33 protein-coding genes and 1 tRNA gene are annotated in these 24484 nt (G+C 57.5%); 19 read left to right on the forward strand and 15 right to left on the reverse strand.

The genetic code is table 11. The features are described 5' to 3' along the window. The first annotated feature begins 124 nt into the window (after positions 1–124). The gene (locus V6M90_RS09400; protein WP_003172473.1) at positions 125–379 is read left to right on the forward strand and encodes an FAD assembly factor SdhE; all 255 of its coding nucleotides are present in this window, start codon (positions 125–127) and stop codon (positions 377–379) included. After that, entirely contained in the window at positions 363–809 is a 447-nt protein-coding gene (locus V6M90_RS09405; protein ID WP_042944327.1) for a hypothetical protein, read from the forward strand. The genes V6M90_RS09400 and V6M90_RS09405 overlap by 17 nt, the downstream gene beginning before the upstream one ends. On the opposite strand, the gene nadB is transcribed toward V6M90_RS09405, so the two are convergent. Continuing rightward, complete coding sequence (nadB, locus tag V6M90_RS09410; protein WP_003172474.1) at positions 778–2394, reverse strand: L-aspartate oxidase; 1617 nt, start codon at positions 2392–2394, stop codon at positions 778–780. The two genes, V6M90_RS09405 and nadB, sit on opposite strands and share 32 nt — an antisense overlap. 461 nt (positions 2395–2855) lie before the next feature. Here nadB and rpoE point away from each other — a divergent pair, with 461 nt between their 5' ends. The 4 genes from rpoE to V6M90_RS09430 all read left to right on the forward strand — a co-directional run bounded on the left by rpoE (position 2856) and on the right by V6M90_RS09430 (position 6710). Beyond that, positions 2856–3437: an RNA polymerase sigma factor RpoE gene (gene rpoE / locus V6M90_RS09415; protein ID WP_003172477.1), complete on the forward strand. Its 582-nt coding sequence runs from the start codon at positions 2856–2858 to the stop codon at positions 3435–3437. Between the two features lie 32 nt (positions 3438–3469). Beyond that, positions 3470–4057, forward strand: coding sequence for a sigma-E factor negative regulatory protein (locus tag V6M90_RS09420; protein WP_003172479.1), 588 nt, complete (start codon positions 3470–3472; stop codon positions 4055–4057). 16 nt (positions 4058–4073) lie between these two features. Then, the gene (locus V6M90_RS09425; protein WP_003172480.1) at positions 4074–5036 is read left to right on the forward strand and encodes a MucB/RseB C-terminal domain-containing protein; all 963 of its coding nucleotides are present in this window, start codon (positions 4074–4076) and stop codon (positions 5034–5036) included. Positions 5037–5270: 234 nt separating this feature from the next. Then, positions 5271–6710 carry a DegQ family serine endoprotease gene (locus V6M90_RS09430; RefSeq protein WP_003172481.1) on the forward strand — a complete coding sequence of 480 codons (1440 nt, stop codon included), beginning with the start codon at positions 5271–5273 and terminating at the stop codon, positions 6708–6710. Between the two features lie 67 nt (positions 6711–6777). Here the strand turns inward: V6M90_RS09430 and V6M90_RS09435 are convergent, their stop codons facing one another. Then, entirely contained in the window at positions 6778–8211 is a 1434-nt protein-coding gene (locus tag V6M90_RS09435) for a M48 family metalloprotease (RefSeq protein WP_003172482.1), read from the reverse strand. A 96-nt stretch (positions 8212–8307) separates the two neighbouring features. Here V6M90_RS09435 and V6M90_RS09440 point away from each other — a divergent pair, with 96 nt between their 5' ends. Both V6M90_RS09440 and V6M90_RS09445 read left to right on the forward strand, forming a co-directional pair. Next, positions 8308–8547, forward strand: a complete 240-nt coding sequence (locus tag V6M90_RS09440; RefSeq protein WP_003172483.1) for a sulfurtransferase TusA family protein — start codon at positions 8308–8310, stop codon at positions 8545–8547. Between the two features lie 31 nt (positions 8548–8578). Beyond that, positions 8579–9649: an AI-2E family transporter gene (locus V6M90_RS09445; protein ID WP_003172484.1), complete on the forward strand. Its 1071-nt coding sequence runs from the start codon at positions 8579–8581 to the stop codon at positions 9647–9649. A 147-nt stretch (positions 9650–9796) separates the two neighbouring features. Here V6M90_RS09445 and V6M90_RS09450 read toward each other — a convergent pair whose 3' ends face one another. Then, positions 9797–10270, reverse strand: a complete 474-nt coding sequence (locus tag V6M90_RS09450; protein ID WP_003172485.1) for a peroxiredoxin — start codon at positions 10268–10270, stop codon at positions 9797–9799. Positions 10271–10280: 10 nt separating this feature from the next. Continuing rightward, positions 10281–10841, reverse strand: a complete 561-nt coding sequence (locus tag V6M90_RS09455; RefSeq protein ID WP_003172487.1) for a glycine cleavage system protein R — start codon at positions 10839–10841, stop codon at positions 10281–10283. 272 nt (positions 10842–11113) lie between these two features. Between V6M90_RS09455 and dapA the strand changes: the two genes are divergently transcribed. From dapA to V6M90_RS09495, 8 genes are all read left to right on the forward strand, one after another. Next, the gene (gene dapA / locus V6M90_RS09460) at positions 11114–11992 is read left to right on the forward strand and encodes a 4-hydroxy-tetrahydrodipicolinate synthase (protein ID WP_003172489.1); all 879 of its coding nucleotides are present in this window, start codon (positions 11114–11116) and stop codon (positions 11990–11992) included. Between the two features lie 17 nt (positions 11993–12009). Next, positions 12010–13125: an outer membrane protein assembly factor BamC gene (gene bamC, locus V6M90_RS09465; RefSeq protein ID WP_003172490.1), complete on the forward strand. Its 1116-nt coding sequence runs from the start codon at positions 12010–12012 to the stop codon at positions 13123–13125. Positions 13126–13129: 4 nt separating this feature from the next. After that, a complete protein-coding gene (locus V6M90_RS09470; RefSeq protein ID WP_141065062.1) occupies positions 13130–13888 on the forward strand; it encodes an MBL fold metallo-hydrolase in 759 nt (252 codons plus the stop codon). A 27-nt stretch (positions 13889–13915) separates the two neighbouring features. Next, positions 13916–14629, forward strand: a complete 714-nt coding sequence (gene purC / locus V6M90_RS09475) for a phosphoribosylaminoimidazolesuccinocarboxamide synthase (protein WP_003172493.1) — start codon at positions 13916–13918, stop codon at positions 14627–14629. Positions 14630–14712: 83 nt separating this feature from the next. After that, positions 14713–14802: transfer RNA gene (locus V6M90_RS09480), tRNA-Ser, on the forward strand. Between the two features lie 392 nt (positions 14803–15194). Then, positions 15195–15896: a hypothetical protein gene (locus V6M90_RS09485; RefSeq protein WP_332846356.1), complete on the forward strand. Its 702-nt coding sequence runs from the start codon at positions 15195–15197 to the stop codon at positions 15894–15896. Beyond that, positions 15889–16536: a hypothetical protein gene (locus V6M90_RS09490; RefSeq protein WP_332846357.1), complete on the forward strand. Its 648-nt coding sequence runs from the start codon at positions 15889–15891 to the stop codon at positions 16534–16536. The genes V6M90_RS09485 and V6M90_RS09490 overlap by 8 nt, the downstream gene beginning before the upstream one ends. After that, positions 16529–17284: a hypothetical protein gene (locus tag V6M90_RS09495; protein WP_332846358.1), complete on the forward strand. Its 756-nt coding sequence runs from the start codon at positions 16529–16531 to the stop codon at positions 17282–17284. Before V6M90_RS09490 ends, V6M90_RS09495 begins: the two co-directional genes overlap by 8 nt. A 41-nt stretch (positions 17285–17325) precedes the next feature. Here the strand turns inward: V6M90_RS09495 and V6M90_RS09500 are convergent, their stop codons facing one another. From V6M90_RS09500 to V6M90_RS09550, 11 genes are all read right to left on the reverse strand, one after another. After that, on the reverse strand, positions 17326–18546 hold the full coding sequence (locus tag V6M90_RS09500) for an Arm DNA-binding domain-containing protein (RefSeq protein ID WP_332846359.1): 1221 nt from the start codon (positions 18544–18546) through the stop codon (positions 17326–17328). Next, complete coding sequence (gene xisR, locus V6M90_RS09505) at positions 18543–18758, reverse strand: excisionase family protein (protein WP_008036021.1); 216 nt, start codon at positions 18756–18758, stop codon at positions 18543–18545. Before xisR ends, V6M90_RS09500 begins: the two co-directional genes overlap by 4 nt. A 166-nt stretch (positions 18759–18924) precedes the next feature. Beyond that, on the reverse strand, positions 18925–19344 hold the full coding sequence (locus V6M90_RS09510; RefSeq protein ID WP_332846360.1) for a hypothetical protein: 420 nt from the start codon (positions 19342–19344) through the stop codon (positions 18925–18927). A 77-nt stretch (positions 19345–19421) separates the two neighbouring features. Next, positions 19422–20243 (reverse strand): YfdQ family protein, encoded by an 822-nt coding sequence (locus V6M90_RS09515; protein WP_332846361.1) that lies wholly within the window; start codon positions 20241–20243, stop codon positions 19422–19424. Positions 20244–20294: 51 nt separating this feature from the next. Further along, positions 20295–20642, reverse strand: a complete 348-nt coding sequence (locus V6M90_RS09520; RefSeq protein WP_047541804.1) for a hypothetical protein — start codon at positions 20640–20642, stop codon at positions 20295–20297. Between the two features lie 54 nt (positions 20643–20696). Beyond that, complete coding sequence (locus V6M90_RS09525; protein ID WP_025856656.1) at positions 20697–20939, reverse strand: pyocin activator PrtN family protein; 243 nt, start codon at positions 20937–20939, stop codon at positions 20697–20699. After that, positions 20936–21310 (reverse strand): hypothetical protein, encoded by a 375-nt coding sequence (locus V6M90_RS09530; RefSeq protein WP_332846362.1) that lies wholly within the window; start codon positions 21308–21310, stop codon positions 20936–20938. Before V6M90_RS09530 ends, V6M90_RS09525 begins: the two co-directional genes overlap by 4 nt. After that, on the reverse strand, positions 21307–21582 hold the full coding sequence (locus tag V6M90_RS09535; RefSeq protein ID WP_332846363.1) for a hypothetical protein: 276 nt from the start codon (positions 21580–21582) through the stop codon (positions 21307–21309). The genes V6M90_RS09530 and V6M90_RS09535 overlap by 4 nt, the downstream gene beginning before the upstream one ends. An 11-nt stretch (positions 21583–21593) precedes the next feature. After that, positions 21594–22175, reverse strand: a complete 582-nt coding sequence (locus V6M90_RS09540) for a deoxynucleotide monophosphate kinase family protein (protein WP_332846364.1) — start codon at positions 22173–22175, stop codon at positions 21594–21596. After that, complete coding sequence (locus tag V6M90_RS09545; RefSeq protein WP_332846365.1) at positions 22172–22372, reverse strand: hypothetical protein; 201 nt, start codon at positions 22370–22372, stop codon at positions 22172–22174. Before V6M90_RS09545 ends, V6M90_RS09540 begins: the two co-directional genes overlap by 4 nt. Positions 22373–22516: 144 nt before the next feature. Further along, entirely contained in the window at positions 22517–23314 is a 798-nt protein-coding gene (locus V6M90_RS09550) for a LexA family transcriptional regulator (RefSeq protein WP_332846445.1), read from the reverse strand. Positions 23315–23432: 118 nt separating this feature from the next. Here V6M90_RS09550 and V6M90_RS09555 point away from each other — a divergent pair, with 118 nt between their 5' ends. The 3 genes from V6M90_RS09555 (at position 23433) to V6M90_RS09565 (ending at position 24470) form a co-directional block, all read left to right on the forward strand. Continuing rightward, positions 23433–23642 (forward strand): Cro/CI family transcriptional regulator, encoded by a 210-nt coding sequence (locus V6M90_RS09555; RefSeq protein WP_223554850.1) that lies wholly within the window; start codon positions 23433–23435, stop codon positions 23640–23642. 140 nt (positions 23643–23782) lie between these two features. Continuing rightward, entirely contained in the window at positions 23783–24271 is a 489-nt protein-coding gene (locus V6M90_RS09560; protein ID WP_332846366.1) for a phage regulatory CII family protein, read from the forward strand. After that, the gene (locus V6M90_RS09565) at positions 24264–24470 is read left to right on the forward strand and encodes a TraR/DksA C4-type zinc finger protein (RefSeq protein ID WP_332846367.1); all 207 of its coding nucleotides are present in this window, start codon (positions 24264–24266) and stop codon (positions 24468–24470) included. Before V6M90_RS09560 ends, V6M90_RS09565 begins: the two co-directional genes overlap by 8 nt. Positions 24471–24484 lie beyond the last annotated feature (14 nt).

A 24484-nucleotide genomic window follows, 5' to 3' on the forward strand; every position in this document is an offset into this window, starting at 1 on the left:
AAAAGTCATGGGTGCATCATAGAGGGGCGCCCGGCAAATGGATAGTTTCCAGATGGGGCGACCAAAGCCGAGTGTTCCCTCGCAGTCGGGCCTGTATACTGGCGCGCTATTTGAGGAGCGTTCCATGGTCGAAGAAGTAGAAATCAATCGCCTCTACTGGCACAGCCGTCGTGGCATGCTGGAGCTGGACGTGTTGTTGGTGCCTTTCACCAAAGAGGTGTACGCGACGCTCAATGAGGTGGATCGCGACCTTTATGTTCGGCTGCTGGAATGTGAAGACCAGGACATGTTCGGCTGGTTCATGGAGCGTGCCGAGTCTGAAGACCCGGAGCTGCAGCGCATGGTTCGGATGATCCTGGATCGTGTCCAGCCCAAGTAATCATTTTGAATGCCGCTGGCAGGCCTCGCGGCTGCTGCTGGTGGCGTATCTGCTTGCCCAGTTGTTCGCGCTGGGTGCGTGGTTGTTTATCGATGTGCCGTTCTCAAGCCTGGGTGTGCTGGTGTGCCTGGCGCATGCCGCTTGGGTGTTGCCACGGCATGTCCTGCTGACGCATCGTTCATCGATTCGAGGCCTGCGCCGTGATGAGGCGGGCTGGCAACTGTTCAGCGCTGAGCGCGGCTGGCACGGCGTGCAGTTGCGCCCTGACAGCCTGGCGTTGCCGCTGATGGTGGTGCTGCGCTATCGAGTGCCGGGTGAATGGCGCGTGCGCTCGATCTGCGTACCTTGCGACGCACAGGTCGCCGATCTGCACCGGCGCCTGCGGATACGCCTGAAGTTCAGCCGGCGTAGGTGGTTGGCACCAGAATAGTGTCGCGTGCTTCGGGCAGCATCTGCGGGTAGTCGAGGGTGTAATGCAGACCCCGGCTTTCCTTGCGTTCCATGGCCGAACGGATCATCAGCTCGGCCACCTGGGCCAGGTTGCGCAGCTCGATCAGGTCGCGGCTGACTTTGTAGTTGCTGTAGAACTCGTCGATTTCATCCAGCAGCAAGCGTACCCGGTGCTGGGCGCGCTGCAGGCGCTTGTTGGTACGCACGATCCCGACGTAGTCCCACATGAAGCGTCGCAGCTCATCCCAGTTGTGGGCGATGATCACGTCTTCGTCCGAGTCGGTCACTTGGCTGGCGTCCCAGCGGGGCAGGGCGGCCGGCACCGGGATGTGCGGCAGTTGTTCGAGAATATCCGACGCGGCCGAGCGGGCGTAGACGAAACATTCAAGCAGCGAGTTGCTGGCCATGCGATTGGCACCGTGCAGACCGGTGAAGCTGGTTTCGCCAATTGCGTACAGGCCCGGCACATCGGTGCGGCCGTGCTGGTCGACCACCACGCCGCCGCAGGTGTAGTGCGCGGCCGGGACCACGGGGATCGGACCTTTGGTGATATCGATGTTGAAGGTCAGGCAGCGCTCGTAAACGGTGGGGAAGTGGGTCTTGATGAAGGCTTCGGGTTTGTGGCTGATGTCCAGGTACACGCAGTCGATACCCAGGCGCTTCATTTCATGGTCGATGGCGCGGGCGACGATATCGCGCGGAGCCAGTTCGGCGCGCGGGTCGAAGCGCTGCATGAAGCGTTCGCCATTCGGCAGTTTCAGGTGCGCACCTTCGCCGCGCAGCGCTTCAGTGATCAGGAAACTCTTGGCCTGCGGGTGATACAGGCAGGTGGGGTGGAACTGGTTGAACTCCAGGTTGGCCACCCGGCAGCCCGAGCGCCAGGCCATGGCGATGCCATCGCCGCAGGCGCCGTCGGGGTTGCTGGTATAGAGGTAGACCTTGGCCGCGCCACCCGAGGCCAGAATAGTGAAGCGTGCGCCGTAGGTGTCGACTTCGCCGCTGGTGCGGTTGAGCACGTAGGCGCCGAGGCAGCGTTCGCCCGGCAGGCCCAGGCGTTTTTCGGTGATCAGGTCGACTGCAACGCGCTGCTCCAGTAATTCGATGTTGGGGCGTTGGCGAGCCTGGTCGAGCAAGGTCTTGAAAATCGCCGCGCCGGTGGCGTCGGCGGCATGGATGATACGGCGATGGCTGTGGCCGCCCTCACGTGTCAGGTGGAATTCGAAACCGCCGTCGTCGGCGCTGGCGTGTTCATCGCGGGTGAATGGCACGCCTTGGTCGATCAGCCATTGGATCGCCTCGCGGCTATGCTCGACGGTAAAGCGCACCGCGTCCTCGTTGCACAGGCCACCGCCGGCGTTGAGCGTGTCTTCGACGTGGGATTGCACCGTGTCGGTGTCGTCCAGCACGGCGGCGACCCCGCCCTGGGCCCAGAAGGTCGAGCCATTGGCCAGGTCGCCTTTGCTCAATACGGCAATGCGCAGGTGGCCGGGCAGCGTCAGCGCAAGACTCAAGCCGGCTGCGCCGCTGCCGATCACCAAAACATCGTGTTGAAACTGTTGGCTCATTTGAAGGATTCCGCAAAAAGCGATCCGAAGGGGGTGGCGCAAACAGGAGGCCTGGATCGGCGAATCAAAGGGTCACACGGGCCACTAGTATATAGAGGGGGGGAGCGGCACAATAGCCGTGCATTCGTGGCAATGTGAGATTACGGTGCGCAGCTTGGGTAAATCGACTGGTGATTGACGCGGGAACTTTTTGCATAAGCCCCGACTCAATAGCAGGTTGCCTGAAAGCTGGGAAATGTTGAGTTTATTGGCCCGTCGGGAGCATTGGACGCGTCAGAAACCGGCGACAAGATTATTCGCGCAGCCGGCGTTGCCCGTGCTGCGTTTTTCGTGTGTGCCAAATCAGTGCATGCCGGAAACTTGCTTGAAGGGGGAGAACTTTTGCGAAAAGTCCGAGTCTATGTTTGCAAGCCTGATCGTTTAGTTATGCAAGCCTCCTTCAAGTACAACGAGGAGTGTTCATGCTAACCCAGGAAGAGGATCAGCAGCTGGTTGAGCGCGTACAACGCGGCGACAAGCGAGCATTTGATCTGCTAGTGCTGAAATACCAGCACAAAATTCTCGGGTTGATCGTGCGGTTCGTGCACGACACCCATGAAGCGCAGGACGTTGCACAGGAAGCCTTTATCAAGGCGTACCGTGCACTGGGCAATTTCCGCGGTGACAGTGCGTTTTACACGTGGCTGTACCGCATCGCCATCAACACGGCGAAGAACTATCTGGTGTCACGCGGGCGCCGCCCACCGGATAGCGATGTAAGTTCAGAAGACGCTGAATTTTACGATGGAGACCACGGCCTCAAAGATCTCGAGTCGCCGGAGCGTGCATTGCTGCGCGACGAGATCGAAGGCACCGTTCATCGCACGATTCAGCAACTGCCAGAAGATTTGCGTACGGCGTTAACTTTACGTGAATTCGATGGTCTGAGTTACGAAGACATTGCGAGCGTCATGCAGTGTCCGGTGGGGACTGTAAGGTCACGGATTTTCCGGGCCCGGGAAGCCATCGATAAAGCCTTGCAACCGTTGTTGCAGGAAAACTAGAGACAGCGGCGACAGCCAAGAGAGGAACCGCCATGAGTCGTGATGCCCTGCAGGAATCGCTGTCCGCAGTGATGGATAACGAAGCGGATGAACTGGAACTTCGTCGAGTGCTCAATGCATTTGATGATGCCGAAACCCGTGATACCTGGTCTCGTTACCAAGTCGCTCGGGCGGTGATGCACAAGGATCTTCTAATCCCTCGTCTGGATATTGCTGCGGCCGTTTCTGCTGCACTGGCTGATGAAGCCGTTCCGGCAAAAGCTGCTCGTGGTCCATGGCGTAGCCTGGGTCGTCTGGCGGTCGCTGCCTCGGTGACTGTTGCCGTACTGGCCGGTGTTCGCCTGTACAACCAGGATGAAATCGCCGGTGCCGAACTGGCCCAGCAGACTCAGCAACCGGTCATGGCCGGTCCGCAAGTCAAAGGCCCAGCGGTCTTGGCCGGCTACAAGGAAAGCTCCGATACCACCGGCCCTATGGCTAACGGTGTGTTGCAAGGGCAATCCGGGTGGCAGGACCAGCGTCTTCCGGGCTACCTGCGCCAACATGCACAGGAATCGGCTTTGAAAGGCACTGAAAGCGCTCTGCCATACGCACGTGCTGCAAGCCTGGAAAATCGTTGATCCGTTAAGGGGCTCTATGCGCGCCATACCGCTCCTTACGCTTTTGCTCAGTGGCTGGTTTGCACTCCCCGCCCATGCCGACGAGGCCCAAGACTGGCTGACACGGCTTGGGCGAGCAGAGCAACAACAAAGCTTTCAAGGTACGTTCGTCTACGAGCGTAATGGTAGTTTTTCTACCCATGACATCTGGCATCGCGTCCAGGATGGTCGAGTCCGCGAGCGGCTTTTGCAGCTTGATGGATCTGCCCAGGAAGTCGTGCGGGTAGATGGCCGAACCCAATGCGTCAGCGGCACCCTTGTGGCCGGCTTGGGCAATTCGCGTGACGACTCCTCACGTGTGCTTGACCCACAGAAACTCAATCAATTCTATGAACTGGCCGTCATCGGCAAGTCCCGCGTGGCCGGTCGTAATGCGGTCATTGTGTCGATCACGCCGCGTGATCAATACCGTTATGGTTTTGAGCTGCATCTGGATCGTGATACCGCACTGCCGCTCAAGTCCCTGTTGCTCAATGATCAGGGGCAGTTGCTGGAGCGTTTCCAGTTCACACGTTTGAACACGTCTACGGTGCCTGATGATCGCGACTTGCTGCCCAGCAAGGAATGCGTACCTATTTCCGTGGTCGACAGCCAGGCCCCAGCAGTTGAGCCCGCCGAGACCTGGCATCTGGAGTGGTTGCCGCCGGGGTTTCAGTTGACCAACAGCAGTGCCCGTAAAGACATCCATACCAAAGCGACAGTCGACAGCCTGATGTATGAAGATGGATTGGCTCGATTCTCGGTGTTTCTTGAGCCCATCAGTGATGTGAGCGTGACCGAAACTCGCACGCAACTGGGCCCGACGGTGGCGGTGTCCCGACGTTTGAATACGGTGGATGGCGAAATGATGGTGACGGTGGTGGGCGAAATTCCTATCGGTACCGCCGAACGCATCGCGCTGTCGGTGCGTGGTGAGAAAAAGGCACCCACCAAACCGTGAGGTGTTAATCCTATGTTCATCCTGCTCTTTCACCTTGGCTCTACGCCAACCAGGCTACCGAGAGCATGAAATGTCTGGATCAGCATTTTCACTTGCAAAAACCTCTCATGTTTTTTATAGGTCAGGGCTTGTCGGCTCTGGCCTTGTCTTGTTCGCGGAACAAAGACGTCGGTCGCAGTTTCCGGCGTTTCCTGAACCCTGTCGCTCAACCCTGCTCGTCGTAACGGGAGCTGTATGTCGATACCACGTTTGAAATACTACCTATCCATAGTCGCCACGGTACTGGTGCTGGGCCAGGCTGTGACCGCGCAAGCGGTCGAGTTGCCTGACTTTACCCAACTGGTTGAGCAAGCCTCGCCTGCCGTGGTGAACATCAGTACCACGCAAAAGCTGCCGGATCGCAAAGTCTCGAACCAGCAGATGCCAGACCTGGAAGGCCTGCCGCCGATGCTGCGCGAGTTCTTCGAACGAGGCATGCCTCAACCGCGTGCCCCTCGTGGCGGTGGTGGCGGTCAGCGTGAGGCGCAGTCCCTGGGCTCGGGCTTCATCATTTCACCGGATGGCTACATCCTCACCAACAATCACGTGATTGCCGACGCCGACGAGATCCTGGTGCGCCTGGCCGACCGCAGCGAGCTGAAAGCCAAGCTGGTGGGCACTGACCCGCGTTCCGACGTGGCGTTGTTGAAAATCGAAGGCAAGGACTTGCCGGTGCTGAAGCTGGGCAAGTCCCAGGATCTGAAGGCCGGGCAGTGGGTCGTCGCCATCGGTTCGCCGTTTGGTTTTGACCATACCGTGACCCAGGGCATTGTCAGCGCCATCGGCCGCAGCCTGCCCAATGAAAACTATGTGCCGTTCATCCAGACCGACGTGCCGATCAACCCGGGCAACTCCGGTGGTCCGTTGTTTAACCTGGCGGGCGAAGTGGTGGGTATCAACTCGCAGATCTACACCCGCTCCGGCGGTTTCATGGGCGTGTCGTTCGCTATCCCGATCGACGTGGCCATGGACGTTTCCAATCAGCTCAAAAGCGGTGGGAAAGTCAGCCGTGGCTGGTTGGGTGTAGTGATCCAGGAAGTGAACAAGGACCTCGCTGAGTCCTTCGGCCTCGACAAGCCCGCCGGCGCCTTGGTTGCGCAGATCCAGGATGGCGGTCCGGCTGCCAAGGGCGGCCTGCAGGTAGGTGACGTGATCCTGAGCATGAACGGCCAGCCGATCATCATGTCGGCAGACCTGCCACACCTGGTCGGTGCGCTCAAGGCGGGCAGCAAAGCCAAGCTGGAAGTGATCCGTGACGGCAAGCGCCAGAATGTGGAACTCACCGTCGGTGCCATTCCTGAAGAGGGCGCGACCCTGGACGCTTTGGGTAACACCAAGCCGGGCGCAGAGCGCAGCAGCAACCGCCTGGGCATCGCCGTGGCCGAGTTGACCGACGAGCAGAAGAAGACGTTCGACCTCAAGAGCGGCGTTGTGATCAAGGAAGTGCAGGACGGTCCTGCCGCCTTGATCGGCCTGCAGCCGGGCGACGTGATCACCCACCTGAACAATCAGGCGATTGAGACCACCAAGCAGTTCACCGACATCGCCAAGGCGTTGCCGAAGAACCGTTCGGTGTCGATGCGTGTGTTGCGTGAGGGGCGTGCCAGCTTCATCACCTTCAAACTGGCTGAGTAACCCTCCAGCCCAATAAAAAGCCCCGCCTTCGTTAAACGAGGGCGGGGCTTTTTTGTGAGTGATGGGTTTAGCCCATCATCCCTTTGACCAGGCGTTCCTGTTCGATCAGCTCGCGCTGACGTGCGTCGATGCGTGACGACAGCGGGAAGTTACTGCCGGCGCGGCGTTTGGCGAAGTCCAGTTGTTGGATAGCCTGCTGGAAATCACCCACCAGCGCGAAGTACTCGGCGCGGGCTTGATGCAAGCCGATGATATTGCCGGACAAACCGCGCGTTTCGGCAACCTGATACCACACATCCGGATCGTCCGGACGGGACTTGAGCAAGCCATCCAGTGCCTTTTCCGCGTCCGCGGTGCGATTTTGCTTGAGCAGCAGGTCTACTCGCATCTGATTCAGCGGATAGTTGCCTGGGTATTGGGTCAGCATCCGATCGGTGCGTTGCTGGGCATCGGGTAGATGGTTGTTATCGATATCCAGCTGAATCTGCGCCAGGTTGTAGGTGATGTCGTTGGGCGCCTTGGCCAGCAACGGTTGCAGGCTGTCCCGTGCCTGCTTGAACTGCGAGGCTTTGATCTGGGCGATGGCCAGGCCGTAGCGCGCCACATCGTTTTTCGGGTTCTCGTCCAGTTGCGCCTGGAATCGCTTGGCGGCAAGTCCTGACGTGTCCTCATATTGCAACTGCACCCGTGCGCGAATGAGTTGATAGCGCAGGCTGTCTTCCTTGCCGCCGGGCTTGGCCTGTTCGGCGCGGTTACGGGTGTCGGCGATCCGCGATTCGGTGACCGGGTGCGTCAGCAGGAACTCCGGTGGCTTGGCGTCGAAGCGGTATTGACGCCCCAGGCGCTCGAACATGGTGGGCATTGAGCGAGGGTCGTAGCCGGCCTTTTCCAGGTTGACGATGCCGATGCGGTCCGCCTCCTGTTCATTCTGCCGAGAGAAGCGGCGCTGTTCCTGGATCGCGGCGGCCTGAGTGCCGGCAATCGCCGCAATACCAGCATCGCCGGCACCTGCGGCCGCCGCAATGATGCCGCCGAGCAGGGCTGCCATCATCGGGATCTGCATGCGTTGTTGCGCTTCAACGCCACGGGCGAAGTGACGTTGGGACAAGTGCGCCAATTCATGGGCCAGTACCGAGGCGTATTCCCCTTCGGTCTGGGCATTGAGGAACAGGCCGCCGTTCACGCCCACGATACCGCCTGGCGCGGCAAAGGCGTTGAGTTGCGGGCTGTTGATCAGGATGAACTCCAGGCGCCGGTCATTGACCTGGCTGGTCTCCACCAGTTTGTACACGCTGGTTTCGACGTAGTCCTTGAGCTGCGGGTCGTTCAGCTGGGAAACCTGCCCGCGTAGGTAGGCCAGCCAGGCACGGCCCAGTTGATATTCCTGTTGCGGCGAGACAATGGCAGAACTGGCGTCGCCAAGCGACGGCAGGTCGTCAGCGAAGCCTGGGGAGGCCAGCAGGCAAGCCAGCGTCAGCAGGGTGGGGCGCAAAAAAGTCATGCACAGAGCCTTTCGACAAAGAGCTTACTGTAGCCGGACACTGAGCTTCGGACCAGATATTCTAAGCACCCCCGAACGCTTGCCCGGAGTAAAACCATGACCGACGCTGTAGCCTTTGATGCCGAACTCGATGCCAGCGGCCTCAACTGCCCGTTGCCCTTGCTCAAGGCCAAGCTGGAGCTCAATCGATTGGCCAGTGGCGCCGTGCTCAAGGTGATCGCCACGGACGCAGGGTCGCAGCGCGACTTCCGCACATTCGCCAAGCTGGCCGGCCATACCCTGTTGCACGAAGAAGATGTCGCCGGTGTGTACCGCTACTGGTTGCGCAAGGCCTGAGTCGTTCGCCCCTACCGCCCGAGGTTGATTGATGTTCAAAGTGTTACGAGACTGGATCCAGCGCTACTTCTCCGATGAAGAAGCCGTGGTGCTGGCCGTCCTGCTGTTTCTGGCCTTTACGGCTGTGCTCACCTTGGGTGGCATGCTCGCGCCGGTATTGGCGGGGATGGTGCTGGCGTACCTGATGCAGGGGCTGGTCACTACTCTGGAGCGTCTGCGCCTGCCGGGCGGGGCGGCGGTGGGGTTGGTGTTTGCCCTGTTCATGGGCTTGCTGGTGGTGTTTATCGTGGTGGTGCTGCCGCTGCTGTGGCATCAGTTGATCACACTGTTCAACGAGTTGCCGGGCATGCTCGCCAAATGGCAATCGCTGTTGCTGCTGCTGCCGGAGCGCTACCCGCATCTGGTGTCCGACGAGCAGGTGCTGCAGGCCATTGAAGTGGCGCGCGGTGAAATCGGAAAATTCGGGCAATGGGCTCTGACCTTTTCCCTGTCCAGCCTGCCGTTGCTGGTCAATATCATGATCTATCTGGTACTGGTGCCGATCCTGGTGTTTTTCTTCCTCAAGGACCGCGCGATGATCGGCCGCTGGGTGAGTGGCTACCTGCCGCGTGAACGGGCGCTGATTACTCGGGTGGCTGAGGAGATGAACCGCCAGATCGCCAATTACATCCGGGGCAAGGTCATCGAGATCATCATCTGCGGTGGCGTGACCTACATCGCCTTTATCGCCCTGGATCTGAACTACGCGGCGCTGCTGGCATTGCTGGTCGGCATTTCGGTGGTGGTGCCGTATGTCGGCGCGGTGGTGGTGACGGTGCCGGTAACCTTGATTGCCCTGTTCCAGTGGGGCTGGAGCGACCAGTTCATCTACCTGATGGCGGTATACGGCATCATCCAGACACTGGACGGCAACGTGCTGGTGCCGTTGCTGTTTTCGGAGGCGGTCAACCTGCACCCGGTGGCGATCATCTGTGCGGTGTTGTTGTTTGGCGGGTTGTGGGGATTCTGGGGCGTGTTCTTTGCGATTCCCCTGGCGACGCTGTTCAAGGCGGTGCTGGATGCGTGGCCGCGACGTGAGCCGGTGGTGGCGCCGCTGCTGTAACCCCTCACCCTTTGTAGTGAGCGGGCTTGCCCCGCGCTGGGGTGCGAAGCGACCCCGCCACAGCGGCCGCGTTCTTTCAGATAAAACGCGGTAGCAGGTTTCAGGGCTGCTTCGCACCCCAGCGTGGGGCAAGCCCGCTCACTACAATCAGGCCTTGTTCAGCGCCTGCGCTGCCGCCAAAACGGCATCCACATGCCCCGGCACTTTCACGCCGCGCCACTCCTGGCGCAGTACACCCTGGCTGTCGATCAGGAAGGTGCTGCGATCCACGCCCAGGTATTCCTTGCCGTACAGCTTCTTCAGCTTGATCACATCGAACAGCTGGCAGACCGCTTCATCCTTGTCGCTGATCAGCTCGAAGGGGAATGCCTGCTTGGCCTTGAAGTTCTCGTGGGACTTCACGCTGTCGCGCGATACGCCGAACAGCTCGGTGTTGGCCGCCTTGAACGCCGCGTACTGGTCACGGAAACCCTGGCCTTCGGTGGTGCAGCCGGGGGTGCTGTCCTTGGGGTAGAAGTAGATCACCACTTGCTTGCCTTTGAGGGCGTCGAGGCTGAAGGTCTGGCCACTGGTGGCCTGGGCTTCGAAATGGGTGACCGGTTTGTCGATGACTACCGCCATGAAAACTTCCTTACATTGGGTTTTGTGGGCGCCATGGTTCGATCAGTGCGTCGAGGTTCAGGGCATCGGCGAAATCCAGGAACTGGTCGCGCAACCAACTGATCTGCACGCCGGCCGGCAAGGTCACGGTAAACGTGGCGTTGAGCATGGTGCCGCCGGTTTGCGGGGCCTGGTAGGTATCGCAGGTCAGGTTTTCCAGTTCGACGTTATGGTCGATAAAGAACTGGCACAGCTCATTGACGATGTCCGAACGGTAGGCCGAGCTGACATAGGCCACGTAAGGCAGGGCCTGCGGGCGGTTCTCCAGGGCGGCGCTGCGTACCACGTTGACGGTGAAGTCATGCTTCTTGGCCAGACCCGGCAGGCCGGTCTCAAGGCGTGCCAGGGCATCCCAGGTGCCGGAGATCTGCAGGACCAGCGCGCTGCACTCGCCGTGGCGGGTCAGGCGGGACGTCACGACGGCGCAGCGGTTTTCATGGCTGGCGCGGCACAGGACGTTGGTCAGCTCCATGGGGTTGGCGCCGAGGGCACTGATAACAAGGAATTGTTCGCGAACTGTGGGGGTGGACATGCAGCCTTCCTAAACGATGAGCGGTCGATACTGTGAGGGCCGTATCGATCAAAGGATGAAGGGTAGCGAAAAGCGTCGTCAAGGGATAGGAGGTGGCGTTTTCATTGCGTGATCGGCTGGATTTCACCGCGTTGAAAGCCGTGCTCTAGCCCGATGATGGCATTGCCCATCGTTTAGTTGCGCCAGAACGCATCCTCAGGCGGTACTTCGCTTGTGCAAGCATCTTGGCGCCAGTACCATTACGGCTCTCTTTTTCCGGCAGGAGCGGTTGCATGATTGCGGGCAGTATGGTGGCACTGGTCACACCCATGGATGCACAAGGTAATCTCGACTGGGACAGCCTGGGCAAACTGGTGGACTTTCACCTGCAAGAAGGCACCAACGCCATTGTGGCCGTCGGCACCACAGGTGAATCGGCGACGCTCGATGTGGAAGAACACATCAAAGTGATCGAGTTCGTGGTCAAGCGTGTTGCGGGCCGTATCGCGGTCATCGCCGGCACCGGCGCCAACTCGACGCGTGAAGCCATCGAGCTGACCCGAAACGCCAAGAAAGCCGGCGCCGATGCCTGCCTGCTGGTCACTCCGTACTACAACAAGCCGACCCAGGAAGGCTTGTACCAGCACTTCAAGACCATCGCCGAAGCCGTCGATATCCCGCAGATCCTCTACAACGTGCCAGGCCGTACCGCGTGCGATATGCAGGCCGCGACCGTCATTCGCCTGTCCACCGTGCCGAACATCGTTGGCATCAAGGAAGCCACGGGCGACCTGCAGCGCGCCAAGGACATCCTGGCCGGTGTGGGCAGCGACTTCCTGCTGTATTCCGGTGACGACGCCACCGCTGTCGAGCTGATCCTGCTGGGCGGCAAGGGCAACATCTCCGTGACCGCCAACGTGGCGCCGCGAGCCATGAGCGACATGTGTGCCGCCGCCATCGCAGGTGATGCCGTGACCGCCCGGGCGATTCACGAGAAGCTGATGCCGCTCAACAAGACACTGTTTATCGAATCCAACCCTATCCCCGTGAAATGGGCATTGACTGAAATGGGCATGATGCCGGACGGTATCCGTCTGCCGCTCACCCGCCTCAGCGAAGCCTGTCACGAACCGCTGCGACAGGCCCTGCGCCAGTCCGGCGTCCTGGTTTAATTGAGGAAGTACTACGCATGAAGCGATTGGCCGGACTTTCCGCACTTGCCTTGATTATCTCCAGCACCAGTGGCTGCGGTTGGATCTGGGGCCCGGAAGGCTACTTCCGTGACCGCGGCAGCGATTACCTGGAAGCACAACCCACCAAACCGATGGAATTGCCGCCGGGTGTCAACGTCGCCAAGCGCCTTGACCCATTGCTGCCGATTCCGCGCAACGTCGCCGACGACACCGCCAAGGGTGAGTACATCGTGCCGCGTCCACAGCCGATCTCGGCCGTGGCCGATGCCAGCGACTACAGCCTGCAGAAGAGCGGCGACTCGCGCTGGATCGTAGCCCAGCGTCCACCCGCCGAAGTCTGGCCGGTGGCCGTGCAGTTCTTCCAGGACAACGGTTTCCGTATCGACGAACAGCGTCCGCAGACCGGTGAATTCACCACCGCCTGGCAGCAAGGCAGCGAGCTGTCCGCGACCGTGGCCAAGCGTCTGCAGGCCAGCGGTGTAGCCGCCGACAGCGAAGCCCGTGTACGCGTGCGCATTGAGCCTGGCGTGCAGCGCAATACCAGTGAAGTCTACGTGGTGAGCGCCGAGCGTCCTGCCGGCAGCACCGCCAACGTCGACTTCACCAACCGCTCGGTCAACACCGGCGTCGACGCGGCACTGGTCGACGAGATGCTGGCCAGCATGAGCCGTATCTCCGAGAAGGGCGGTTCCGTTTCCCTGCTCGCCGCGCGTGATTACGACACCCCGAGCCGCGTCAGCCTCACCGAGGACGGCAGCGGCAACGTGGTGCTGAGCCTGGGTGAAGACCTGGACCGTGCCTGGGCCAGCGTGGGGCGCGCCTTGGAGCAAGGCCCTTGGCGTGTTGAAGACATCAACCGCAGCCTGGGCCTTTACTACATCAACGTGGCTGAAAAGGCCGAGCGCAAAGACGACGAGCCTGGTTTCTTCGGCAAACTGTTCGGCAGCAAGCCGACCAAGGAAGAAGTCGAGACCCGCGCCGAGCGTTATCAGGTTCGTTTGAGCAAGGTTGGCGAAAGCGTGCAAGTCACCGTCGAGAAGAACATCAACACCGTTGCGCCAGCTGAAACAGCGCGCAAAGTGTTGGGCGTGATTCAGGACAACCTGGGCTGACCCGATGCGTTTTGCTGTTCTCGGTAGCGGTAGCCAAGGGAACGGCACGCTGGTTGCCCATGACGATACGTACGTCCTGGTGGATTGTGGTTTCTCTTTAAAGGAAACCGAGCGGCGCCTGCTGCGCCTGGGGGTTCACCCCGCGCAGTTGAGTGCGATTCTGGTGACCCACGAACATGCCGACCACGTGCATGGCGTGGGTTTGCTGTCTCGGCGCTACAATCTTCCGGTGTACTTGAGTCGCGGTACCTTGCGCGGGATGCGCAAACCCATTGAACCTGCGGGTTTCCTGGCCGGTGGCGAGCAGCTGCGGATTGGTGCGTTGAGCATCGATGTGATTGCCGTGGCGCACGATGCCCAGGAACCGACGCAGTATGTATTCAGTGACGGTGAACGACGCTTCGGCGTGCTTACCGATCTGGGCTCCTATTGCACCAAGGTGCTGGACGGTTACCGGAACCTCGATGCCTTGATGATCGAGTCCAACCACTGCCGAGACCTGCTGGCTCGCGGTCACTACCCGTACTTTCTCAAGCAACGGGTGGGCGGCGAACTGGGACATTTGAATAATCACCAGGCGGCGTACCTGGTGTATGAGTTGGGCTGGCAGGACCTGCAGCACCTGGTCCTGGCCCACCTGAGCAGCAAGAACAACCTGCCGACGCTTGCCCGGCAATGTTTTGTCGACACCCTCGGGTGCGACCCGGACTGGCTGCAACTGGCCGATCAAGATTCAGGGCTCGACTGGCGACACATCGCCTAGCCCACCTCACTCAAAGCGGAGCCCATCATGGAAAAACGTGAAGAACTCTACCGCGGCAAAGCCAAGTCGGTATACAAGACCGACGACGCCAACCGCCTGATCCTGCTGTTTCGCAACGACACCTCGGCGTTCGACGGCAAGCGCATCGAACAGCTGGACCGCAAAGGCATGGTGAACAACAAGTTCAACGCCTTCATCATGCAGAAACTCGAAGAGGCCGGCATTCCGACCCAATTCGACAAACTGCTGGGCGACAACGAGTGCCTGGTGAAGAAACTGGACATGATCCCGGTCGAGTGCGTCGTGCGTAACTACGCCGCCGGCAGCCTGGTCAAGCGCCTGGGTGTCGAAGAGGGCCTCAAGCTCAACCCTTACACCTTTGAACTGTTCCTGAAGGACGACGCCAAGGGCGACCCGTTCATCAACGAATCCCACGTCGTGGCATTCGGCTGGGGCACCGCTGAGCAACTGGCACGCATGAAGGAGCTGTCGCTCAAGGTCAACGACGTGCTGAGCAAGCTGTTCGACGACGCTGGCCTGCTGCTGGTGGACTTCAAGCTGGAATTCGGCGTGTTCCACGACGGCTCCATCGTCCTGGGCGACGAGTTCAGCCCGGACGGCTGCCGTCTGTGGGACAAGGACACCAAGAAGAAGATGGATAAAGACCGCTTCCGCCAGGGCCTCGGTGACGTTATCGAAGCTTACGAAGAAGTCGCCAATCGTCTAGGCGTACCGCTGTAATCGACGCAAGCATCTGATAGCACGGAAAAAAATCGCTTCGGCGCTTTGCATCCACCGATCTTGCTGTTATGATGCGCGCCGTTGGAGAGATGCCAGAGTGGCCGAATGGGACGGATTCGAAATCCGTTGTACCTTCACCGGTACCTAGGGTTCGAATCCCTATCTCTCCGCCATTATTGAATAAGACTAAGCCCCTGTAATCGTTAAAGATTGCGGGGGCTTTTTCGTTGTTGGCGGATATTTTAGGGCAAATTTAGGGCAAGGCGATGGGTTCGCGGTGGAACCTCAGTACGAATCAACAGGTCGCTACGAAAAAATATGGTGTAAGAGGATGGGTCATAGCTGATTGATTTCATTGAATTTTTTCTGGCGTATTTTGCATTGTAGGTGTCATTTTTCTGGCCTGAGAATACGATCAGTTTATTGATTATAAACCGATGCATGGCACGCGGAAATTGGCTAGACTCTGCCTCACGAAAGCGTAAAGGCACCTCCGAAAGCCTAGTAGCGCATGAGAAATGGATTCTCCTGCATCTCGGTCCAGAAAATTAACTAGTGAAATTCAATGACCCAGTCCCACACTTGGAAAACCGAATCGCTTCGTTTGTCCCTTCTTGGTATTGCCGATGGTAGCAAGCTATCCTGGAAGTCGATTGTTGGGCATGAGCCTGAATCGCAAACCAGCAGGCCTGCACAATCGGTCACCATTGAAGAGGGGCCATTCGAAGGGGGCAAGCTTACAGTTACGTCTCAACCAGGGCGTCTGGACGTCACGCTTTCGGCTATTCCTGTGGATCCAATGTCTTCTCCTACGCTGGGTAAATTTGAAGAAGTCAGTAAGAATTTTGAGTATCACGTAAGTCGTATCCGGCTTCCTGCAGCGACTCGATTAGCAATGGGTGCGACAATGCACGTATTTGTGGGAGACCTTCGGGAGAGTGCCGAGCTATTCAAGACTTTGGTTGGTATTGACTTCGGCCCAGACGCGAGTGATTTATCTGTCCAGGTTAATAGGCCAAAAAAGTTTCCTAAGATCGGTGGTTTAGTGATGAACCGTCTTTCAAAGTGGTCGCAGTTGGTCCATCAGAGTATTCAATATCAAGTTGGTGATGCAGTTACTGCAACACAGGAACACGTTATACAGTTGGAGCTTGATTTTAATACTCATCCACAGTCAAAGCTTCCACATCCGGATGGATACGCAAATATTATATCCCCGTTTTTTTCTGAAGCAAGGTTGTTAATAGGAGATGATGCAAATGGATAGTGCATCTTACATTGTTGAATCGGCAGTAACTCGTGCACCAATAGAAAGGAGTATTTCTGACTATTATAATGCAGGTTATTTCTTAACGGTCGGTTCTGCCGACATACGCGTTGCGGCAATGGCGCGGACCATTAAAGCTCGTTCAGCAACCGTGATGAGTACTTTCGAAAAGGAGCGAAAGTTTGATTCGGTTGGGGCAACAACAGATCAGAAAATCCAAGGTAAAAAAGGAGTGTTGGTTGCTTCTGCTTTGGTTAAGCCTACAGTTCCATCTGTTGTTAGTGAGCTGAAAATGGAAATATATAGAAAGCTTGACTCTATATGCTTGCTTGATTCCGCAGCTCTCATTGATGCTGATCAAAGTCGTGTAGCATTGCGAGCTGTTGTGGATACTGTCGAGGATTATATAAAGTCGGAAGACTTTTGGAGTCTTAATGAGTTGCTTGCGTTGGCTGACCCATCGTCCATGCGGAAAATAACTAGTGTTGCGGTTTTGAGGTCTTCGTATCGAATCCGCTCCAAGTTAACAAACTGGTCTGGGATGTATGCAAAGGTTGAGGCTTATCTCAATACTACTGGGCAGGACGCACAGAGAGCGCTGAGAGGTCTTAATCGCGCAAAGGGAACGCAGTTTGCCTGAATCTACTAGTACGCTGGCGGAGGATGACTCCGCCCACTCTCACGATGTCAATGGCATATATTCTTCCATTGACGCCGAGCTTGATGATGACGCTGTAGACGTCGCAGGTGTGAGGTTTTTGGGTGATGTCGAACTATTTGGTACGGCTATTTACCAGACTCAAGATGTCGATCAGCGGCATGCGGCTATTGTTTTCAAGGATCGTGATAACAAACATATGTCATTGCTTCATTTAGCATGGCACATGAGGCTGATGTGCGATCCGTTGAAACCTCAGTACCGCTGTGTTCCCATGCAAGGGTTTGATGAGGAAGAACTTCAGTATTTTGCAGAGCATGCATCGCGTGTTTATAGCGAGAACCAAGACGGTATTCCTTATGGTATCAATTATACTGGTGCAGCAGTTTTCGACGATAACTCAAAGTTTTTAGATAATCCTAAGGCCGGGTTAACTTGCGCTACTTTCATTTTGGGCTTTTTTGAAAATCTTGGTTTTCAGTTATTAGACTTCTCAAGTTGGGAGTCTCGTTTGGATGATGTTGTATGGCAAAATAAAATTTATGCTGCTTTGGAGCGAGAGTTGAAAGAAGCAGCATTGATTGAGCAGAAAGAATTAATTGGTACTGCTTTTAGGTTTCGCCCTGAGGAAGTCATCAGCTCTGCCGCGATCTATGACGTTAAACCAATAGGTTTTGATGACGCGGTCATCAATGGCCAAAAGCTTTTGGATGAGATTGCTATAAGTTAGTATTTAAATTTATTATTGTTTTATAGTTATGAAGGTTGCTATCAGTCTTGTTTTTCAAAACCAAGCATTTTAGACACTATACCTGCCATGCTCCTGGTGTCTCTGGGTATCCATCTCCCGTAGTGTTTACGAATCATCGTTGTGTCAGCGTGGCCGAGTTGTCTGGCTACCCACTCAATCGGGACATAGCTAGATAACATCTGACTGGCGAAGGTATGGCGACATTGGTTAGCGCCTCTGTGCCTGACTTTCGCTTTTTTTAGGTGCGCGGTGAACCAGTTGCTCAACGTCTTGCCGTTCCAGAGTAAACCGCTGGTCGAACTGCGGAAAAGGAACCTGACTTTCATTCTCTTGGACGTGATGTTGTCGCGTTGAATAACGTTGATCTCTTCGGCTACAGCTTCCTTGGCGTCGGCAACTATCTCTCGCATCAGTTCGAGGGCTGGGTCTATGAGTTCAATGACTCGAACCCTGGAGCGCTCTTTGGGGACTTTGTATTCGCCAACGACTGATGCCCGGCGAACGTGCACCAGGCCGGCCTCAAGATCTACGTCTTCAACGGCGAGCCCGATGAGTTCGGAAAGGGACAGTCCGGCCCAGCAGTTGAACTCAATCATTCGGGTATCATCGCGCCGACCGGGGTCTGTTTTGCTGATCAATTCAATTTCGGTCCGACTGAAGGGGTCAGCATGCTCAAGGTCGACGTCTGACCCGACGTTGCTGATCCGTTCGAGCGGGTTGGCCTTCAGTATTCCGTCCCCGAATGCGTCGGCCCACACTCCGCGAACGACGGTGAAAATGTCGTTCACTGTCTTCGGGGCCAGGCCTTGCATCAGCAACTGCGCTTGAAACAGCTCGATGTCGCTCTTGCTGATGTCAACGATTTTGCGTTTACCGAACTTCTTCTCAACGTGTCCTGCCTTGCTTACGTAGTTGATCACCGTACTTGAAGCTTTGAGGGCACGCTGAACCTCTAGCCATCGGTCAATTCCTTCCTTAACGGTGCGCTTGAGTGAAGGTCCGCCTTTGCCCGTAAACATGGCGGCCCTGGGTGAGTTTGGAAAGTGGGCCGCATAGTCGAAGCGGCCCTCTTTGATTTCCGCGAGAACGGTACGGCGCTTGTTGTCGGCATAGGCGATTGCGGCCTTGTTTACTTTCGAGATCCCCTCCAAGGGTTCCCGGCACCGTTGGCCGTTAAAGATGAACCAGATGCGTAGTTGCTTGCCGTTCATCTCAACGCCTGTTGGCATCTTGTCGATCATGGCTTCCCTTCCATCCAGCGTTCAATGGCCGCGCGGTTGTAGACAATCACGTTGGCTGGGTCGTAACGCCAGTGCTTGCCCTCAAGCCACAGACCTCGGGTGCGATATTTGCGAACCGCTTCGGTACTTAGGCCGAAGACTGGGTACAGCAGATCCTGGCGAAACCAGGCGCCTGGTGTGATGTGGAAGTCGAGTTTCTCTGCTGCGCTCATTGTGGTTTCTCCCCTGCGCGCCGGGCGATACCTTCGGCCTGGCGCTGCTTGCTGCATTTCTGGTGGTTGCCGTGTGCTCGCGACTTGTCGCATTTGTCGCAGATGACGTTGAGGTCGAGGGGAGGCATTTGTCCGTTACGTATTCGGACTGTTCGGCGACGGGCGATCATGCGGCACTTTCCTGTGCTTCCCGTTCCAGACTGCCTGCCATGGCGAGAGCTTGGTCACGGAGCGCAACGGTATCTTGTTCGAGTTTCTTGCCTGTGCGAAATGCGCTGAATGTCTCGGCCGCGATACGCAGTTGTTCGGCGATGGCCAGCAGAGTCTGACGTTCCGCTTCCCCAAGTTTTGAGGCGGCCAATGCGCGCTCGTAGTGGGAATACAGTTGCTTGTGGCGGTCCTGCGCCTGATCAAGCGATCGCTTTAGGTCCAGGATCGTATCTGAACTATCTAATTGTTGAATGGCCTTGCCTTCATCGATACCTTCGATGCAGCCATCGTTAAGGCCACCGCGATAGCCTGCCAAATAGGTAATCCCAACAAGTACGATCAGAACGATCAGTGCGCAAATCTGAATTGTTGTCATGTGCTGTGTACCTCGGTTGTGCCCGCCGCCGGACAGTTTTGGTGAGAGGACGGCGGCGGGGTGTTGCAGGGAGTTAGTTAGATCGTGGCTTCATAGAGCGGCACATCTTTGATGGCGGCTTCGATCTTGGCGCGCACGGCGTTGTAGGCCTCCTCAAGCACCTTGTCGGCGCGCACCAGTTCGTACCACATGACCAATCGACCTTCCTGGATGCGGTAGCGGAAGCGAGCGGGCACGCAGAAGGCGTCGCCACCGAGGAATGGTTTGAGCGCGATGAAGAACTCTTCGGGGATACGCAGTTGGCCAGCTTCTCCGGCGCGCCCGTCAATTTCTTCGTTGTAGGTCAGTTGCACCTGGCCGTTGTCGAGGCGAGTACCTTGGCGGAACGTGATGTTCTTCTTTGCTTCCAGAGTGCGGCTGATTTCGAGCATATCGGCAGCGCTTGGGGTGTTCTCATGCTCGGGGTGGTGGGTGATGTCCTTCACGTTGTCTTCGATGAATTCAGCGAAGGTGGCCTGGTCCATGCGCGTGCGGTCTTTTTCCTTCCAGTTGCCCCATTCCACTGTGGTCGGGCAGCGGTACGTCGCAACGTGTTCGCGCCAGGCGGGTGCCGCTGGATAGTGGTAGTCGATGACCGCGATGAAAGTGCGGCCCTCTGGGCCGTTGCAAAAAACTGCCGTGGCCTGGGTGGAAAAGCGATTCACATAGCTGATGAATGACTCGGCATCAATCACGGTGAGCTTCTGCTTGATGCGAGAAGGCGCGGGCAGCAGGTGCTCCAGGCTCTCGATGCTGACCCCGTTCGGTACGAGTGCCAGCGGCGCAGGGATGCCGGGGACCTCGATTGGTTTGCCGAGGGATTGAACCAGGGTGACCAGGTGCTGTAGGGCTTGTTGCATTGGATGTGCTCCAGTGGGTGACGATTTGGTGAGAGATTGGTGGTGCGAGTGTTACTGGCTGACCTGGCGCAAAGCTCCAGGCCCGGGTTCGTCCTCAACACTGCGCAGCGGGATTTCCTGCTGGCGTGGGTCGCGGCGGGTGATGTTGCCTTCGGGCGTGAGGAAGAACAGCGACGTCCCGCGCGCCAGTACAGGCTCTTTGGTCTTAACGTCGGCCTTCACGGTCATCTGTCCGCCGCCATCAGGCTTGTAGGTGAGCTTGATGGTCAGATCTCCGCCCTTGCCGGTCATGCGGATGGCGTCGATCAGGCTGTGCTGGGCCTCGGTGAGTTCGTCCAGCAGGCCCCCGGCCTCGATGTCGCGCAGGGTGTCCATGAAGGGACGTGCTTTGGTGTTCATGTGCTGTGCCTCATTGAATGTGTCGCCCCTGGTCGGCAGGGGCCACCGTTTGAATCAGGCCGCTTGCTTCGTCGCTTGGGCGTCGAGGTAGTCGGCCAGGTCGTGCAGGTAAACGACCGGCTTGGCGCGGGCCGAGCAGTGCAGCCGCTTTACCACCAGCGCGATGCGGCCTGCCTTGATTTCGCTCAGCAGGTAGCGGTCGGTGCGGATGTGCGTGAAGTACTGTTCGCGCACGGCGGTCAAGCTTGGGCACGGCGTGGCGAACTGGCGCCGGAGTTGTTCCAGGGTGGTGGTCACGCGGAGTCCTCCCCATGCCCCTCCTTTTGGGGCACCAGCTTGAGGCGGATGAGTTCGGCGAGACCTTCTTTGCTCTTGCCCTTGGCCGCTGCCAGCACGTTGCCCTGGGCGTCTGCGACGACGGCGCCGTATGGGTATTCCGGACACTTGACCGGTGTCACGTAGGCGACCTGGCCGTCAGCGATCACGGCGTCAACGCAGCGGAACACTTCGGCCAACTCGACCGAGACGCACGGCAACGCCTCCAGCAGCGCGACAGCTTCGGCAGAGGCGCCAATCAGGGTGGCGCGGCTGATCACCGTGGGGTGGTTGAGGTACATCGGCACCAGTTTCAGGGCACTTACAGCGGAATTGATGGCGTTCGGCTTCATGCTGCGGCGTCCTTATTGGTGATGGTGATGTTCAGCTTTTTGGCGATCCATTCAACGCCCGACTCTTTCACCATCACCACTGCATAGTGGGTGTAGTTGCTAAGAGTTGGATTCCAGCGGCTGCGAGGGTCTGAAAACAGATGGCCACGGTCGCGATGCGTGCTGGCCAGGTCACCTGTGGAAGTCAGTACGCCTAGTTCCCGCAACCTGGTGCGGAAGGCGCGGGGCTTGAGTCCGAGCAAAGCGGCTGTTTGATCCAGGGTGCGGTTCATGACGGCGAGCCTCAGGCAGAGATATGTTCGGAGTGTTGCTGCAGGCGGCGAACCGTCAGGAATACCTCGTCCAGCGAACGTAGGAAGCCCTCGACCGTGCCATAGTTGGGCAACGTCAAATCGGCGGGATTAGCTGCGATCCCCGCCTCGCTGATGTGTGGGTTCACCGCCAGGGCATTAGGTCGGAGGATATGGATGACCGTACCGCCCCGGCGGCGAATCAGGTCTGCTTCGTTTTCGAAGCGCACGTCGCTGACGACGAAACCGAGAACGGCACCCAGCGCATTACTCATGTAGTCGAGGTTCTGTTCCGCGAGTTTCACCCAGACATCCGGGTGCACGGTGTTGCGTGCCCACTCGGTGCCCATTGACTGCATCAGTTGGCGCGGCGAGCAGTCCAGCCAGCCGAGCGGCCGCTCTTTGCGGTCACCTTCAAAGTCGGTTGGGTCGAGGTTGAAGATTGCCATCAGGCCATCACGGAGCGGATCGGCGAAGGCGTATTGCTCAAGCAGGTAAGTCCGCGCCAAGTGTTCTGCGGCAGTTGTCTTGCCAGAGCGAGCGCGGCCGGTGAGACCAATAAGGATAGGTCTCATGCTGCATCACCTCCCCATGGGCCCCTGTCATCGGAGACGATAGCTGCGGGTGCGGGCGCCATGGTGGCGCGTCCCAGATTGACGATGACCAACAGGCCGGTGCTGCGCTGGATACGCTCTACTGCGCCCGGGCTGCTCGCCGCCGACGGGTGAAGGTAGACCGGGCATGGGGTACTGCTGTGCTGTGTTGTTTGCATGGTTCGTACTCTTTGGTGAGAGATAGATACGATGCAAAATTAGTATTACTGATTTAATAAGTCAACAGTAACGCTTATAAAATGATGGAAATAAAAACAGTAGACGAAAAAAAAGGCCCGCAAGGGCCTATCAGATTGAGTTACTCAAAGCATTACGGAGTACCAGAACACCTTTCCGATCACACGAATATGCTGCTGCACATAGTCCCCATCGTAGCGCTCGTCGGGATGCTCATCAGTGTTATAGCTTCGAAGGCGTAGGCCTGAGCCAGGCAGACGGTAGAGAAGCTTCACACGCAGTTGGCCATCATGGTCGATTGCGTACATCTTTCCATCCTGGATGGTTGTATTCGCAGTGTCGACGCCCACGGTACTGCCATCCGGGAGCACAGGTTCCATGCTGTTCCCGGTGACTGGCACGCATCCGGCCGAGGCTGGATCAATGCTCTTTCGTTTCAGGGTTCGTTTGCCGAAACGTAGCTTGCGCCCGTTGGTTTCAAGCATCACTTCAGATCCCTTCCCGGCAGACAATTCCACTTCCTTAAAAAATGGCAGCTCAACTTCATCTGGACCGAGTGGAGTCTCGTCGTCCCACACTTCAATTGGATGCATTTCCCAATCAGTGCTTGGTGGTGTTTTTCTGCTTTCTTGCGAACTCCGCAAGCGGGGCATTTCGGCTATGGCAGCTAATCGCGGGCTCACTTCGTCGAGCGAAAAACCCAATACGTTTGCGAATTTTATAAGCGCGCTAATGTTGAGAGGGATACGTCCATTGAGGTACTGGCTGACGACACTTTGTCCAGACCATTCGCACAGATCGGCGATTCTGTCTTGGGTAAGGGTTGGGTCATTCCGCTTGCGATCCTGAAAAATAGCTTTGAGCCGTATGGCCTCGGCTTTTCGGGTCTCGTCATCAGCGGCTAAAGGAATTGAGATAGTCATGTCGTCCAACTTATAAGGAAGACTTATATTTTCAAAACAGTGGAGCGACTTTTTTTCTTGCTGTTTAAAAGAAGTAACACTAATATCCATGCCGGAACGCCCATTCGAGGAAACGTGGATGGCTAACGAAATAGGTATCCCCTTGGAGGATTTCGCTGAGGGGAAGACTCAACCAGAGCTGGCTTTACTCATCGGAGTTTCGCAAAGCGCTGTGTCTCAAATGCTGAACTCGGCGCGGGATATTCGGGTGCGAGTTGATGAGAAAGGGGCATGTTCGGCGGTGGAGATTCGACCAATCGGTTCGCGCCGCAAGCCCAAAGCTGCTTAAAAAGGTGCCGGGCTGGGGCCTCTCACCAAAGAATCCCCCAGCCCAGCTACGACGACACACAGCACATGCACATCGGTCGTGGTCTTAGGATAGGGCGTGCCCCATTCTGTGGCTAGACCGTAAACGAGGAATTTACGGTTATGAGTCGAACAGAACAATCACCGGCCATTGGGCCGGTTCTTTCGCTTCGCAAGGCAATCTATCGAGTGGCGCATGACTACCACGGCGGTGTCACCGCGCTGGCGCTCGATATGGTGATGGATTACGACAGCCTGCAAAAGAAGGTCAAGCACGACTTCGAACAACGCTGGCTTGATCCTGATGAGTTGGAGGAAGTGATACGCCTGACGGCCAATCCCTTGTTGCTGGATGCTCTGATGCGTCCAGCAGGGATGGTCTGGTACAAGCCAGAAGCGGCGGCGCCGACCAAAGAAGCCTTACTGGCTGTGAGCAAGGTGCTGCACCAGACGGGTCTGTTTGTATCCAGCATGCACGAAGGTGCGGCCGACAACATCTGGGAGCAGCGCGAAGTTGAATGCTTGGAGAAGCACGGCGCCGACGTGATACGCGCCGTGCTGGGCATCATGGCGGGAGCCAGGGAAGCGATGGAGGCCCGCCAGCATGGTTGATATCGTAGATACCGCAAACGACCAGGTCGAGTACTTCCTACAGGTCGCGCTGGATCGTCGTCAGCGCCCAACGTGCGCCGTCAGCGCACCGTTCTGCGAGGATTGCGACGAGCCTATCCCGTTACTTCGTCAGAAAACGATCCAGGGTTGCGCAACCTGCGTCAGTTGTCAGCAGTTGCGGGAGGCTCGTCATGTCTAGTCAGGCCTCCCGTG

Origin of the sequence: Pseudomonas lactucae (genome assembly GCF_036688725.1) — a bacterium.
Classification (GTDB): domain Bacteria; phylum Pseudomonadota; class Gammaproteobacteria; order Pseudomonadales; family Pseudomonadaceae; genus Aquipseudomonas; species Aquipseudomonas lactucae.

Coding starts and splice junctions, on each gene's coding strand:
- V6M90_RS09430 (WP_003172481.1), top strand. CDS start 5,271: ATGTCGATACCACGTTTGAAATACTACCTATCCATAGTCGCCACGGTA.
- xisR (WP_008036021.1), bottom strand. CDS start 18,758: ATGAGCGCAGCAGAGAAACTCGACTTCCACATCACACCAGGCGCCTGG.
- V6M90_RS09420 (WP_003172479.1), top strand. CDS start 3,470: ATGAGTCGTGATGCCCTGCAGGAATCGCTGTCCGCAGTGATGGATAAC.
- V6M90_RS09555 (WP_223554850.1), top strand. CDS start 23,433: ATGGCTAACGAAATAGGTATCCCCTTGGAGGATTTCGCTGAGGGGAAG.
- V6M90_RS09490 (WP_332846357.1), top strand. CDS start 15,889: ATGGATAGTGCATCTTACATTGTTGAATCGGCAGTAACTCGTGCACCA.
- rpoE (WP_003172477.1), top strand. CDS start 2,856: ATGCTAACCCAGGAAGAGGATCAGCAGCTGGTTGAGCGCGTACAACGC.
- V6M90_RS09435 (WP_003172482.1), bottom strand. CDS start 8,211: ATGACTTTTTTGCGCCCCACCCTGCTGACGCTGGCTTGCCTGCTGGCC.
- V6M90_RS09510 (WP_332846360.1), bottom strand. CDS start 19,344: ATGACAACAATTCAGATTTGCGCACTGATCGTTCTGATCGTACTTGTT.
- V6M90_RS09535 (WP_332846363.1), bottom strand. CDS start 21,582: ATGAACCGCACCCTGGATCAAACAGCCGCTTTGCTCGGACTCAAGCCC.
- bamC (WP_003172490.1), top strand. CDS start 12,010: ATGAAGCGATTGGCCGGACTTTCCGCACTTGCCTTGATTATCTCCAGC.
- V6M90_RS09440 (WP_003172483.1), top strand. CDS start 8,308: ATGACCGACGCTGTAGCCTTTGATGCCGAACTCGATGCCAGCGGCCTC.
- V6M90_RS09565 (WP_332846367.1), top strand. CDS start 24,264: ATGGTTGATATCGTAGATACCGCAAACGACCAGGTCGAGTACTTCCTA.
- V6M90_RS09400 (WP_003172473.1), top strand. CDS start 125: ATGGTCGAAGAAGTAGAAATCAATCGCCTCTACTGGCACAGCCGTCGT.
- V6M90_RS09540 (WP_332846364.1), bottom strand. CDS start 22,175: ATGAGACCTATCCTTATTGGTCTCACCGGCCGCGCTCGCTCTGGCAAG.
- nadB (WP_003172474.1), bottom strand. CDS start 2,394: ATGAGCCAACAGTTTCAACACGATGTTTTGGTGATCGGCAGCGGCGCA.
- V6M90_RS09450 (WP_003172485.1), bottom strand. CDS start 10,270: ATGGCGGTAGTCATCGACAAACCGGTCACCCATTTCGAAGCCCAGGCC.
- purC (WP_003172493.1), top strand. CDS start 13,916: ATGGAAAAACGTGAAGAACTCTACCGCGGCAAAGCCAAGTCGGTATAC.
- V6M90_RS09520 (WP_047541804.1), bottom strand. CDS start 20,642: ATGAACACCAAAGCACGTCCCTTCATGGACACCCTGCGCGACATCGAG.
- dapA (WP_003172489.1), top strand. CDS start 11,114: ATGATTGCGGGCAGTATGGTGGCACTGGTCACACCCATGGATGCACAA.
- V6M90_RS09445 (WP_003172484.1), top strand. CDS start 8,579: ATGTTCAAAGTGTTACGAGACTGGATCCAGCGCTACTTCTCCGATGAA.
- V6M90_RS09500 (WP_332846359.1), bottom strand. CDS start 18,546: ATGATCGACAAGATGCCAACAGGCGTTGAGATGAACGGCAAGCAACTA.
- V6M90_RS09425 (WP_003172480.1), top strand. CDS start 4,074: ATGCGCGCCATACCGCTCCTTACGCTTTTGCTCAGTGGCTGGTTTGCA.
- V6M90_RS09485 (WP_332846356.1), top strand. CDS start 15,195: ATGACCCAGTCCCACACTTGGAAAACCGAATCGCTTCGTTTGTCCCTT.
- V6M90_RS09550 (WP_332846445.1), bottom strand. CDS start 23,314: ATGACTATCTCAATTCCTTTAGCCGCTGATGACGAGACCCGAAAAGCC.
- V6M90_RS09560 (WP_332846366.1), top strand. CDS start 23,783: ATGAGTCGAACAGAACAATCACCGGCCATTGGGCCGGTTCTTTCGCTT.
- V6M90_RS09470 (WP_141065062.1), top strand. CDS start 13,130: ATGCGTTTTGCTGTTCTCGGTAGCGGTAGCCAAGGGAACGGCACGCTG.
- V6M90_RS09530 (WP_332846362.1), bottom strand. CDS start 21,310: ATGAAGCCGAACGCCATCAATTCCGCTGTAAGTGCCCTGAAACTGGTG.
- V6M90_RS09545 (WP_332846365.1), bottom strand. CDS start 22,372: ATGCAAACAACACAGCACAGCAGTACCCCATGCCCGGTCTACCTTCAC.
- V6M90_RS09455 (WP_003172487.1), bottom strand. CDS start 10,841: ATGTCCACCCCCACAGTTCGCGAACAATTCCTTGTTATCAGTGCCCTC.
- V6M90_RS09515 (WP_332846361.1), bottom strand. CDS start 20,243: ATGCAACAAGCCCTACAGCACCTGGTCACCCTGGTTCAATCCCTCGGC.